The sequence below is a fragment of the Halovulum marinum genome (assembly GCF_009697225.1).
Lineage (GTDB): Bacteria > Pseudomonadota > Alphaproteobacteria > Rhodobacterales > Rhodobacteraceae > Halovulum > Halovulum marinum.
This window is the reverse complement of sequence record NZ_WIND01000023.1, coordinates 25,379-37,753: the sequence shown is the minus strand read 5'-3', so window position 1 is coordinate 37,753 and position 12,375 is coordinate 25,379. Positions and strand designations below refer to the sequence as shown.

At 69.4% G+C, this 12,375-nt stretch carries 12 protein-coding genes; 8 read left to right on the top strand and 4 right to left on the bottom strand.

Translation table 11 applies throughout. The features are described 5' to 3' along the window. Positions 1-9 precede the first annotated feature (9 nt). Positions 10-1,029 (bottom strand): TAXI family TRAP transporter solute-binding subunit, encoded by a 1,020-nt coding sequence (locus GE300_RS19135; RefSeq protein ID WP_154449089.1) that lies wholly within the window; start codon positions 1,027-1,029, stop codon positions 10-12. 122 nt (positions 1,030-1,151) lie between these two features. After that, positions 1,152-2,036 (bottom strand): MurR/RpiR family transcriptional regulator, encoded by an 885-nt coding sequence (locus GE300_RS19130; RefSeq protein WP_154449087.1) that lies wholly within the window; start codon positions 2,034-2,036, stop codon positions 1,152-1,154. 101 nt (positions 2,037-2,137) lie between these two features. Here GE300_RS19130 and GE300_RS19125 point away from each other — a divergent pair, with 101 nt between their 5' ends. The 8 genes from GE300_RS19125 (at position 2,138) to GE300_RS19090 (ending at position 10,338) form a co-directional block, all read left to right on the top strand. Further along, the gene (locus tag GE300_RS19125; protein ID WP_154449085.1) at positions 2,138-2,920 is read left to right on the top strand and encodes an N-formylglutamate amidohydrolase; all 783 of its coding nucleotides are present in this window, start codon (positions 2,138-2,140) and stop codon (positions 2,918-2,920) included. Between the two features lie 92 nt (positions 2,921-3,012). Next, positions 3,013-3,543 (top strand): TRAP transporter small permease subunit, encoded by a 531-nt coding sequence (locus GE300_RS19120; protein WP_154449116.1) that lies wholly within the window; start codon positions 3,013-3,015, stop codon positions 3,541-3,543. Further along, positions 3,543-4,868 carry a TRAP transporter large permease gene (locus GE300_RS19115; protein WP_154449083.1) on the top strand — a complete coding sequence of 442 codons (1,326 nt, stop codon included), beginning with the start codon at positions 3,543-3,545 and terminating at the stop codon, positions 4,866-4,868. The genes GE300_RS19120 and GE300_RS19115 overlap by 1 nt, the downstream gene beginning before the upstream one ends. A 61-nt stretch (positions 4,869-4,929) precedes the next feature. Continuing rightward, positions 4,930-5,967: a TRAP transporter substrate-binding protein gene (locus tag GE300_RS19110; protein WP_154449081.1), complete on the top strand. Its 1,038-nt coding sequence runs from the start codon at positions 4,930-4,932 to the stop codon at positions 5,965-5,967. Between the two features lie 103 nt (positions 5,968-6,070). Beyond that, entirely contained in the window at positions 6,071-7,435 is a 1,365-nt protein-coding gene (locus GE300_RS19105; protein WP_154449079.1) for a glutamine synthetase family protein, read from the top strand. Continuing rightward, the gene (locus tag GE300_RS19100; RefSeq protein ID WP_154449077.1) at positions 7,435-7,815 is read left to right on the top strand and encodes a VOC family protein; all 381 of its coding nucleotides are present in this window, start codon (positions 7,435-7,437) and stop codon (positions 7,813-7,815) included. The genes GE300_RS19105 and GE300_RS19100 overlap by 1 nt, the downstream gene beginning before the upstream one ends. Beyond that, positions 7,812-9,188 carry an aldehyde dehydrogenase family protein gene (locus GE300_RS19095; protein WP_154449075.1) on the top strand — a complete coding sequence of 459 codons (1,377 nt, stop codon included), beginning with the start codon at positions 7,812-7,814 and terminating at the stop codon, positions 9,186-9,188. Before GE300_RS19100 ends, GE300_RS19095 begins: the two co-directional genes overlap by 4 nt. A gap of 4 nt (positions 9,189-9,192) precedes the next feature. Next, on the top strand, positions 9,193-10,338 hold the full coding sequence (locus GE300_RS19090) for an iron-containing alcohol dehydrogenase (protein WP_325063324.1): 1,146 nt from the start codon (positions 9,193-9,195) through the stop codon (positions 10,336-10,338). Between the two features lie 108 nt (positions 10,339-10,446). On the opposite strand, the gene GE300_RS19085 is transcribed toward GE300_RS19090, so the two are convergent. Next, positions 10,447-11,400 (bottom strand): ABC transporter ATP-binding protein, encoded by a 954-nt coding sequence (locus tag GE300_RS19085; RefSeq protein WP_154449073.1) that lies wholly within the window; start codon positions 11,398-11,400, stop codon positions 10,447-10,449. Continuing rightward, positions 11,397-12,374: an ABC transporter ATP-binding protein gene (locus GE300_RS19080; protein ID WP_154449071.1), complete on the bottom strand. Its 978-nt coding sequence runs from the start codon at positions 12,372-12,374 to the stop codon at positions 11,397-11,399. The genes GE300_RS19085 and GE300_RS19080 overlap by 4 nt, the downstream gene beginning before the upstream one ends. Position 12,375: the final 1 nt, after the last annotated feature.

Below are 12,375 nucleotides of genomic sequence, written 5' to 3'. Positions count from 1 at the left end.
CAGGGCTCCCTATTGCGCCTTCAGCCGGTCGGGGATCTCCAGCCCGGCCTCTTCGTAGTAGCGCTGCGCGCCCGGATGCAGCGGCAGCGGCAGGCCGGCGATCGCCTTCTCGATCGCCATCGCCTTGGTCGCCGGATGGATCGCCTGCAGGAACGGCAGGTTCTCGTAGATCGTCTTGGTGATCATGTAGACGTTCTCTTCCGAGACGCTGGCGTCGGTGGCCAGGAAGTTCGGCTGCGCGATGGTGGTCACGTCCTCGTCCTGCCCCGGATAGGTGCCGGCGGGGATGGTGAACGGGGTCCACAGCTCGCGCCCGCCGTCGGCCTGGGCAAGCTCCTCGTCGGTGACGTTCAGCAGCGTCACGCCGTCGCCCGCCGAGGCGAACAGCTGGCTGAGCGCGCCCACCGGCACGCCGGCGGGGGTGCTGATGCCGGCCACCTGGCCGTCCTGCAGCGCCGCCGCCGAAGGGCCGTAGCCGCCGTAGACCAGCTCGTAATCCTGGTAGATGTCGATGCCCAGCCCGGCGAGCAGCGCCTCGTTCGAGCCGATGGTGCCCGAGTTCTGGCTGCCCAGCGCCATCGCCTGGCCCTTCAGCGCGGCCATGTCGGCCAGCGTGCCGGACTGCACCTGGTCGCTGTCCAGCACGAAGTGCTCGACGTTCTGCCACAGCATGGTGACCGAGCGCAGGTTCTCCTGCGCGCCGGATTCCTCCAGCGGGCCGGTGCCGGTGCGGGCGAAGTAGCCATACAGGCCCTGCAGGATGCCGAACTGCGCCTCGCCCTCGCGCAGCAGGCGGACGTTCTCGCCCGAGCCGGCGGAGTTGATCGCCGACATGGCGATGCCTTCGTCGGGCTGCAGCTTGACCTTCACCAGCGTCGCCAGCGCCACCCCGACCGGGTAGTAGGTGCCGCCGGTCGAGGCGGTGGCGAGGATGTAGCTGGCTTCCTCGGCCTGGGCCAGCGGCGCGCTCAGCCCGGTGGTCATGCCGAGGGCGGCGACCGCCGCCGCCGTCCGTGCGATGATGTTCATGAAGTACCTCCCGTCAGTCAAAGCATGCCCCGGGTCGCCCCGGGCTGCCGGGCGACCCTAGCAACCGTTTCCGCCGAAGACCAAGACAAACCTGCATGCGCGCACGGTCCGCCGCCGGCGCGCTATCGCGGCGCCCGGTCGGGCGAGCGGAACAGCCTGGTCTCGCTGAACATCGACTCCAGCTCGTCGATCCGGCCGCGGCTGTCTTCCCAGCGGGTGCTCTGCACCTGGGCGATCAGCGCCTCGACCACGATCATGATCGAGATCGTCGAATCCCAGTTCGACGGCGCCTCGACCAGCGCGTTGAAGCCCAGGCCGGTCAGCTTGCCGATCGGCGAGCCCCACTGGTCGGTGAACAGGATGATCGTCACCCCGCGCTCGTGCGCCAGCCGGGCCAGCTTCAGCAGGTCGGTCTCGTAGCGGCGGATGTCGAAGATCACCAGCAGCGACCGCTCGTCCATGTCCAGCAGGTACTGCGGCCAGACGTTGGGCGACTGCGACAGCAGGGTGACGCCGGGGCGGATGATCTGCAGGTGGTTGAAGAAATAGTCGGCATTGGAGCGGGTGATGCGCCCGCCGGCCAGGTACACCGGCCGCGCGGTATCGGCCAGCAGCGCCGCGACGCGGTCGAACATCGCCGCGTCCAGCCGGTCCAGCGTGTGCCGCAGGTTGGCCGAGATCGCCTTGGCGAACTGGTTCAGCACATGCTCGTCGGCGGCCCTGGCCTGCCAGATGTCGCGCTTGGACAGCGGCTGCTTGATCTGTTCGGCGACCTCCTGGCGCAGCCGTTCCTGCAGCGCCGGGAAGCCGTCGAAGCCCAGCTTGCGGGCCATGCGGATCACCGTCGGGGTGGAGACCTCGGCGGCCCGCGCCAGCCGGGTGATCGATTGCAGCCCGGCCACCGGATAGTCCTGCAGCAGCGTGTCGGCCAGCCGCCGCTCGGCGGGGGTGAAGCCGTCCATGCCGTCCCGGATCATGTCTTTGACGACCAGCGCGTCGGTGGCCATGCGCGAGCCCCTTGTAGCGATTTCTATACGCTAGGTTGCGCCTGAAGAAACGTCTACAGAAATCGTTGACAGCGCTCGCGCCGCCGTACTTAAGTTGCGGAATGCAAGGCGATGCTTCATCCCTGATCGGCCCGGGCGAGGGCCCCGCGGCGGTGGTCGAGACCCCCGGCGGCGGCGCCCCGGTGGTGCTGGTGTGCGAGCATGCCTCGAACCATATCCCGGCGGCGCTGGACGGGCTGGGGCTGGCGCCGGCGGCGCGGGCGTCGCACGCCGCCTGGGACATCGGCGCGCGGGCGCTGGCGCGGGCGCTGAGCGCGCGGCTGGACGCGCCGCTGGTGCTGAGCCGGGTCTCGCGCCTGGTCTACGACTGCAACCGCCCGCCCGAGGCGCCGGCGGCGATGCCGGCGCAAAGCGAGGCGTTCGCCGTGCCCGGCAACCGCGCGCTGACGCCGGCGCAGCGCGCCGCGCGGGTGCGGGCGGTGTACCGGCCGTTCCGCGACCTGCTGGCGCGCACGCTCGACGCGAAGGGGCCGTGCACGCTGGTCACGGTGCACAGCTTCACCCCGGTCTACGACGGCGTGCCGCGCGCGGTCGAACTGGGGCTGCTGCACGACGACGACCCGGCGCTGGCGCAGACGATGCTGCGCGCGGCGCCCGCTCACCTGCAGCTGCGGACCCGGCTGAACGCGCCCTATTCCGCCGCCGACGGCGTCACCCACACGCTGCGCGAGCATGCCACCGCGCGCGGCCTGCCTTCGGTGATGATCGAGGTGCGCAACGACCTGCTGGGCGACGCCGCCGCCATCGGCCGGATCGCCGACGGGCTGGCCGCCATGATCGCCGCCTGCGTGCCCGCGGCCGCCGGCGCGGCGGGGCCGCGGTGAGCGAGGCCGCGCGCCAGACCGGCCGCTGGGGCCGCGCCGCCTTCGGCTACGTCCGCTGGGTGGACGGCTTCAACCGCCGCGTCGGGCGGATCATGATGTTCGGCATCTTCGCGATGATGGGCGTGCTGCTGTGGTCGTCGATCTCGAAGACCTTCTTCACCCCGACGCTGTGGACGCTGGAGATGGCGCAGTTCGCCATGGTCGCCTATTATGTGCTGGGCGGGCCCTATTCGATCCAGCTGGGCTCGAACGTGCGCATGGACCTGTTCTACGGCAGCTGGACCGACCGGCGCAGGGCCTGGGTCGACGCCTTCACCGTGCTGTTCCTGATCTTCTACCTCGCGATCCTGCTGTGGGGCGGGGTCAGCTCGACCGCCTATTCGCTGGGCGATTTCTCGGGCGAGCCGTTCCGCTTCTTCGCCGACCTGATCGCCACCTTCTTCACCGAGGGGCCGGCCGCGGCGGCAGAAAAGCTGGGCCACATGGAGCGCAGCGCCAGTGCCTGGCGGCCGTACCTGTGGCCGATCAAGCTGGTGATGGTGGTGGGTATCGTCCTGATGCTGCTGCAGGCGGTGTCGGAGCTGCTGAAGGACATCCTTCGCATAAGGGGGCACGACATCTGATGCCGTACGAGATGATCGCGATCCTGATGTTCTCGACGATGATGGTGATGCTGTTCACCGGCCAGCGCGTGTTCGGCGCCATCGGCTTCGTCGCGGTGGTCGCGGCGCTGCTGCTGTGGGGCGACCGGGGCGGGTACGACCTGGGCTTCTCGGCGGCGATCAAGCTGATGAAATGGTATCCGCTGCTGACGCTGCCGATGTTCATCTTCATGGGCTACGTGCTGTCCGAATCGAAGATCGCCGACGACCTCTACCGGATGTTCCACGTCTGGATGGGCGGGCTGTCGGGCGGCCTGGCGATCGGCACCATCGGGCTGATGGTGCTGATCTCGGCGATGAACGGGCTGAGCGTCGCCGGCATGGCGATCGGCGCCACCATCGCGCTGCCGGAACTGCTGAAACGCGGCTACGACAAGCGCATGGTGACCGGGGTGATCCAGGCCGGATCGTCGCTGGGAATCCTGGTGCCGCCGTCGGTGGTGCTGGTGCTGTACGCGATGATCGCGCGCCAGCCGGTGGGCCAGCTGTGGCTGGCCGGCGTGCTGCCGGGGCTGATGATGGCGGCGATGTTCATCATCTACATCGCCATCCGCTGCGGCATCACCCCGTCGCTGGGCCCGGTGCTGGCGCCCGAGGAGCGCGACATCCCGATGGCCGAGAAGCTGCGCCTGCTGCGCGCCGGGCTGCTGCCGCTGGTCATCTTCGCGGTGATGATGGTGCCTTTCGTCAACGGCTGGACCTCGCTGGTGGAAAGCTCGGCGATCGGCGCGATCGCGGCGTTCGTCGCCGCGGTGCTGAAGCGGCGCATGACCCGCGCGGTGTTCGAGACCTCGGTGCGGCAGACGCTGGCGATCAGCTGCATGTTCATGTGGATCATCCTCGCCGCGCTGGCCTTCGGCGCGGTGTTCGACGGGCTGGGCGCGGTCAAGGCAATCGACGATCTGTTCACCGAGCGGCTGGGGCTGGGGCCGTGGATGATCCTGATCCTGATGCAGCTCAGCTTCATCGTCATGGGCACGTTTCTCGACGACACCGCGATGCTGGTGATCGTCGCGCCGCTCTATGTGCCGCTGGTCGGGGAACTGGGGTTCGACCTGGTGTGGTACGGTGTGCTCTACACCATCACCTGCCAGATCGCCTACATGACGCCGCCGTTCGGCTACAACCTGTTCCTGATGCGGGCGATGGCCCCGCCCGAGATCACCATCCGCGACATCTACCGCTCGATCATCCCGTTCGTGATGGTGATGGCGGTGGCGCTGGCCACGGTGATGACGTTCCCGCAGGTCGCGCTGTGGCTGCCGGAGCAGGTCTATGGAAAATAACCCCGAGAACTCCGCCAACGGAGCGCGCCAGACAATCGAGCCGCAACAACAGGAGAGAAAGATGACTTCAAGACGCAAGTTTCTGACCACGGCCGGAGTCGGCGGTGCCGCCGCGCTGGCCGCGCCCGCCGTCGTCCGCGCGCAGGAGCCGGTGCGCTGGCGCTTCCAGACCTATGCCGGCGCCGCGCTGGGCGAGCAGGTGACGAAACCGATCATCGACTACATCAACGCCGGCGCCAACGGCGAGATGGAGATCGAGCTGTTCTACGCCGACCAGATCGTCCCGACGGGCGAGCTATTCCAGGCGCTGCAGCGCGGCACCATCGACGCGGTGCATTCGGACGACGACTCGATGGCCTCGCCCACGCCGCTGCGCGTGTTCGGCGGCTATTTCCCGTTCGCCACCAAGCACATCCTCGACGTGCCGGCGCTGTTCAGCCAGTACGGGCTGGCCGACATCTGGCGCGAGGAATACGCCAAGGTCGGCGTGCAGTGGCTGTCGGCCGCCGGGCAGGACCCGTGCAACTTCAACACCAAGAAGGAGATCACCTCGGTCGCCGACCTCGAGGGGCTGAAGCTGTACACCTTCCCGACCGCCGGGCGGTTCCTGGCGCAGTTCGGCGTGGTGCCGGTGAACATCCCCTACGAGGACGCCGAGGTCGCGGTGCAGACCGGCGAGCTGGACGGCATGGCCTGGTCCGGCATCACCGAGGACTACACCGTCGGCTGGGCGGACGTGACCGACTATTTCCTGACCAACAACATCTCGGGCGCGTGGATCGGCTCGTTCTTCGTCAACCAGCAGCGCTGGGCGGACCTGCCCGAGCATCTCAAGCAGCTGGTCATGGCCGGGATCGAGGCGGGCCACACCTACCGCAACCAGTGGTACTGGGGCGGCGAGGCGCGGCTGCGCGCGCGGGGCGACAAGCTGGAACTGCGGACCGTCCCCGCCGACGAATGGGCGCAGGTCGAGGATGCCGCCAAGGTGTTCTGGGACGAGATCGCGCAGGAAGGCGAGACGCACGCCAGGATCGTCGAGATCTTCCGCGAGTACAATGACGTGATCAACCAGGCCGGCCCGCCGTACACCAACAGCTGAGCCGCCCGAGAACCGGGCCCCGGCGCGTGCCGGGGCCCGTCCCGCCCGACCCGACACCGACCCGAGCCCGACCCGAGCCTGACCCGAGAAAACGGAGCCCCCGATGACCGGCACCCTGACCCTGGACGCCCTGCGCGCCGCCCATGACGGCGGCGAGATCGATACCGTGCTGGTCTGCCTGGTGGACATGCAGGGCCGGCTGATGGGCAAGCGGTTCCATGCCGCGAACTTCCTCGAGCATTCCCACGCCGAGACGCACTGCTGCAACTACCTGCTGGCGACCGACCTGGAGATGTCCACCCCCGACGGCTATGCCGCGACCAGCTGGCGCAAGGGCTATGGCGACTACGTGATGCGGCCCGACCTGGACACGCTGCGCCGGGTGCCGTGGCTCGAGGGTACGGCGATGGTGCTGTGCGACGTGCTGGACCACCACACCCACGAGCCGGTGCCGCATGCGCCGCGCCAGGTGCTCAAGCGCCAGGTCGCGCGGCTGGAGTCGCTGGGCTACACCGCGAAGATGGCGACCGAGCTGGAGTTCTTCCTGTTCGAACAAAGCTACGACCAGCTGCGCAAGGACGGCTACCGCAACCTGCAGCCGATCAGCGGCTACAACGAGGATTACCACATCCTCCAGACCACCAAGGAAGAGTCGGTGATGCGCCCGGTGCGCAACCACCTGGTCGCCGCCGGCATCCCGGTCGAGAGCACCAAGGGCGAGGCCGAGACCGGACAGGAGGAGCTGAACATCCGCTATGCCGGGGCGCTGGCCTGCGCCGACCACCACACCATCGCCAAGCACGCGATCAAGGAGATCGCCTGGGCCAGGGGCCACGCCGCCAGCTTCCTGCCGAAATGGCACCACAGGAAGGTCGGCAGCTCGTCGCACGTGCACCTGTCGCTGTGGCAGGGCGATGAGGCCGCGTTCTTCGACAAGGGCGCCGCGCACGGCATGTCGGCGCTGATGCGGCAGTTCGTCGCCGGGCAGATCGCCCATGCGCGCGAGATCACCTTCTTCCTGGCGCCCTATGTCAACAGCTACAAGCGTTTCGTGCCCGGCACTTTCGCGCCCACCAAGACGGTCTGGTCGGTGGACAACCGCACCGCCGGTTTCCGGCTGTGCGGCGAGGGCACCAGGGGGGTGCGGATCGAGTGCCGGATCGGCGGCTCGGACCTGAACCCCTACCTTGCGCAGGCCGCATTGCTGGCCGCCGGCATCGCCGGGATCGAGCAGCGGATGGACCTGGCCCCGCCCAGCACCGGCGACGTCTACGGCGACGCCGATGCCGACGAAGTGCCCACCACCCTGCGCGACGCCACCCGGACCCTGCGTACATCGAAGATGCTGCGCGCGGCGATGGGCGACGACGTGATCGACCACTACACCCGCTGCGGCGAGTGGGAGCAGGAGGAATTCGACCGCGTGGTCACCGACTGGGAGATCGCGCGCGGCTTCGAGCGCGCCTGATGATCACCGGCATCGATCATATCGTGCTGACCGTGCGCGATCTCGAGCGCGCGGTGGCGTTCTACACCCGCGTGCTGGACATGCAGGCGGTCAGCTTCGCCGGCGGCCGCCGCGCGCTGCTGGCGGGCGGCCAGAAGATCAACCTGCAGACCATCGGCCAGGAGACACGCAACCACGCCTGCATCGGCTCGGGCGACGTCTGCCTGCTGACGTCGCTGCCCCCGGACCAGGTGGTGGCGCGGGTGACCGAGCAGGGGGTGGCGATCCTCGAGGGGCCGGTGCGCAAGGCCGGCGCGCGGGGGGCGATCACCTCGGTCTATTTCAACGATCCCGACGGAAATCTCGTCGAGGTCAGCAGCCATGCGGATGACGCGACATGACAGAGACGTTGAAGTGCATCTCGCCGATCGATGGATCGGTGTACCTGGAACGCCCGGCGCTGCCGCTGGAGGGTGCGCAAGCTGCCGCGGCAAAGGCCCGCGCGGCGCAGCCCGCCTGGGCCGCCCGGCCGCTGGCCGAGCGCGTGGCGCTGGTCCGCGCCGCCGTCGCCGAGGTCGGAAAGAATACCGACCGGATGGCGGTGGAACTGGCGCACCAGATGGGCCGCCCGGTCCGCTACGGCGGCGAGTTCGGCGGCTTCGACGAGCGTGCCAGCTACATGGCCGACATCGCCGAGCAGGCGCTCGCCCCGATCGTGATCGAGGACAGCGACGCCTTCACGCGCCAGATCAAGCGCCTGCCGCACGGCGTGGTCTTTGTCGTCGCGCCTTGGAACTACCCCTACATGACCGCGATCAACACCGTCGCCCCGGCGCTGATCGCCGGCAATGCGGTGGTGCTGAAGCACGCGACGCAGACGCTGCAGGTCGGCGAGCGGCTGGCCGAGGCGTTCCACGCGGCGGGCGTGCCCCAGGACGTGTTCCAGAACCTGTTCCTGACCCACGACACCACCAGCGCGCTGATCGGCGCGAAGGCGTTCGACTTCGTGAACTTCACCGGCTCGGTCGGCGGCGGCCAGGCGATGGAGCGGGCGGCGGCGGGCACCTTCACGCCCGTGTCCACGGAACTTGGCGGCAAGGACCCCGGCTATGTCCGCGCCGATGCCGATCTGGACGCGGCGGTCGACGGGCTGATGGACGGCGCGATGTTCAACGCCGGCCAGTGCTGCTGCGGGATCGAGCGGATCTATGTCCACGAGACGCTTTTCGACGCCTTCGTGGAAAAGGCCGTGGCGTGGGCGCGCGCTCAAAAGCTGGGCAACCCGCTGGACCCCGAGACGACGATGGGCCCGATGGCCAACGTCCGCTTCGCGCGCGAGGTACGCGCCCAGATCGCCGAGGCCGTGGCCGATGGCGCCACCGCGCGGATCGACACCGACCCGAAGGACGACGGCGGCGCCTATCTGACCCCGCAGGTCCTGACCAACGTCAGCCACGACATGCGGGTGATGCGCGACGAAAGCTTCGGCCCCGTCGTCGGCATCATGCCCGTCAGGGATGACGAACAGGCGATCGAACTGATGAACGACAGCCGCTTCGGCCTGACCGCAGCGGTCTACACCCGCGACGCCGCCGCCGCCGAGGCGATCGGCGACCGGCTGCAGACCGGCACCGTGTTCATGAACCGCTGCGACTACCTGGACCCGGCGCTGTGCTGGACCGGCTGCAAGGACACCGGCCGCGGCGCCGGGCTGTCGGTGCTGGGTTTCCACGCCCTGACCCGTCCCAGATCCTACCACCTGAAGAAGGGCTGAACTCGTGACGCTGACAGGCAACTGGTCGTACCCGACCGCGATCCGCTTCGGCGCCGGCCGCATCGCCGAGATCGCCGAGGCGTGCATCGCCGCCGGCATCCGCAAGCCGCTGCTGGTCACCGACCGCGGCCTTGCGGGGATGGAGATCACGACCCGCACGCTCGACCTGCTCGAAGGCGCGGGGCTGGGCCGGGCGATGTTCTCGGACGTCGATCCGAACCCGAACGAGACCAACCTGGCCGAGGGGCTGGCGGTGCTGCGCGAGGGCGGCTTCGACGGCGTGATCGCCTTCGGCGGCGGCTCGGGGCTGGACCTGGGCAAGGTGCTGGCGTTCATGGCCGGCCAGTCGCGCCCGGTCTGGGATTTCGAGGACATCGCCGACTGGTGGACCCGCGCCGACGCCGATGCGATCCTGCCGATCGTCGCCGTGCCGACCACCGCCGGAACCGGCTCGGAAGTGGGCCGCGCGGGCGTGATCACGAATTCCGACAGCCACGAGAAGAAGATCATCTTCCACCCCCGGATGCTGCCCTCGGTGGTGATCTGCGATCCGGAACTGACCGTGGGCATGCCCCGGGCGATCACCGCCGGCACCGGGCTGGACGCGTTCGCGCACTGCGTCGAGGCCTATTCCTCGCCGCATTACCACCCGATGAGCCAGGGCATCGCGCTGGAGGGCATGCGGCTGGTCAAGGACTACCTGCCGCGCGCCTATGCGGATGGCACCGACATCGAGGCGCGGGCGCAGATGATGAGCGCGGCGGCGATGGGCGCGACGGCGTTCCAGAAGGGCCTCGGCGCGATCCACGCGCTCAGCCACCCGGTCGGGGCATGGCACCACACCCACCACGGCACCACCAACGCGGTGTTCATGCCGGCGGTGCTGCGGTTCAACCGCCCCGCCATCGCGGAGCGCTTCGGCCCGGCGGCGGCCTATCTGGGGATCGAGGGCGGTTTCGACGGGTTCTGCGCCTTCGTCGACGATCTGAACGCCCGGCTTGGGATCCCGAAGACGCTGACCGGACTTGGCGTCAGGGACCCCGACCTCGAGACGCTGACCCGCGCGGCGCTGGCCGACCCGTCGGTCGGCGGCAACCCGGTCGGCATGGACCATGACAACACCCGCGCGCTGCTGGAGGCGTGCCTGTGACCCGCGGACCCGGCGCCTGAGCGGCGCCGGGTCCGCAGCATCGGCTCAGGCGGCCGCGCCACCGGCGGCCGGCCAGGCGCCGGCGGGCCGCGTCCGGCGGGCCGAGCGTCATTCGGGGAAGAAGCAGGCCGCCGGGTGGGCGCTGTCGTCCAGTTCGGGGCGTTCGGCGCGGCACTTGTCCTGCGCCTTCCAGCAGCGCGGCGAGAACGGGCAGCCCTGCGGGATCTTCAGCGGCGAGGGCAGCTCGCCGGTCAGCCGGATCCGCTCCTTCTGGGCGAACGGATCGGCCATCGGCGTCGCCGACAGCAGCGCCTTGGTGTAGGGGTGCCGCGGATGGGCGAACACCGCCTCCTTGGTGCCCACCTCCACCGGCCGGCCGAGATACATCACGATGATATCGTCGGCGATGTGCTTCACCACCGACAGATCGTGGCTGATGAACAGATACGCCAGCCCCAGCCGCTCCTGCAGGTCGACCAGCAGGTTCAGGATCTGGCTCTGGATCGACAGGTCCAGCGCCGACACCGGCTCGTCCAGCACCAGCACCTTCGGCTCCAGCATCAGCGCGCGGCCGACGGCGATGCGCTGGCGCTGCCCGCCCGAGAACATGTGCGGGTAGCGGTCGTAATGCTCGGGGCGCAGGCCGACCTGGGACAGCATCCTGCGCGCCGCCTCCTGCCGGTCGGCGGCGGACATCGCCGGGCGGTTGATCTTCAGCGGCTCTTCCAGGATCTGGCCGATGCGCTGGCGCGGGTTCAGCGAACCGTAAGGGTCCTGGAACACGATCTGCACGGTCTGGCGCAGCTCGGCCATGGTGTCGGGCCCGGCCTCGACCCCGTCCAGCACCAGCGTGCCGGCGCTGGGCGGCTCGATCATCGTCACCACCCGTGCCAGCGTGGACTTGCCGCAGCCCGACTCGCCGACCACGGCCAGGGTCTTGCCCGGCTCCAGCCGGAAACTGGCCTCGGACAGGGCGCGCACCACCGGCTTGTCGCCGAACAGCCCGCCGCCCAGCTCGTAGTGCCGCGTCAGGCGGTCCGCGATCACGACGGGCCGGGTCATGCCTGCTCCTCGGCTTGCGTGTTCAGCGGGTAGTGGCAGCGGGCCAGGCCCAGATCGGGGCCCAGCACCGGCGGCGGCACCGCCCGGCACCTGTCGTCGGCGTAGGCGCAGCGCGGGCTGAACAGGCAGCCGGCGGGCCGGTCGAACTGGCCCGGCACCACGCCCGGGATCGTCGGCAGGTGCTTCGAGGTCGCCCGCTCGGGCAGCGCCTGCAGCAGCGCCGCGGTATAGGGGTGGTGCGGGGTCGCGAACAGCGCGCGCACCTCCTGCTGCTCGACCTTCTGGCCGGCGTACTGCACGCTGACCTGCTCGGCGGTCTCGGCGACCACGCCCATGTCGTGGGTGATCAGCACCAGCGCCATGCCGGTCTCGCCCTGCAGCGAGGTCAGCAGTTCCAGGATCTGCGCCTGGATGGTCACGTCCAGCGCCGTGGTCGGCTCGTCGGCGATCAGCAGCTTGGGCTTGCAGGCGATCGCCATGGCGATCATCACCCGCTGGTTCATGCCGCCCGACAGCTGGTGCGGGAACGCCTTCAGCCGCTGCTCGGGGGCGGGGATGCCGACCTGCTCGAACAGCTCGACCGCGCGCGCCTGCCGCGCCTTGCGGTCCAGCCCGAGATGCTGGCGCAGCGCCTCCTTGATCTGGAAGCCGACGGTGAAGCAGGGGTTCAGCGACGACATCGGCTCCTGGAAGATCATCGACATGTCCTTGCCGATGATCCGGCGGCGCTGGGCGCGGCTGGCCTGGCGCAGGTCGGTGCCGTCGAACATCAGCCGGTCGGCGGTGACGGTGGCGGTCCACGGCAGCAGCCCCATCAGCGCCAGGAACGACACCGACTTGCCCGAGCCGCTTTCGCCGACCACGGCGGTGATCCCGCCGGGCTCCATGGTCAGGTCGAACCCGTCGACCGCGCGGAACCGGCCCGAGGTGGTCTCGAAATCGACGCTAAGGTTGCGGATCTCCAGCAGCGCCATG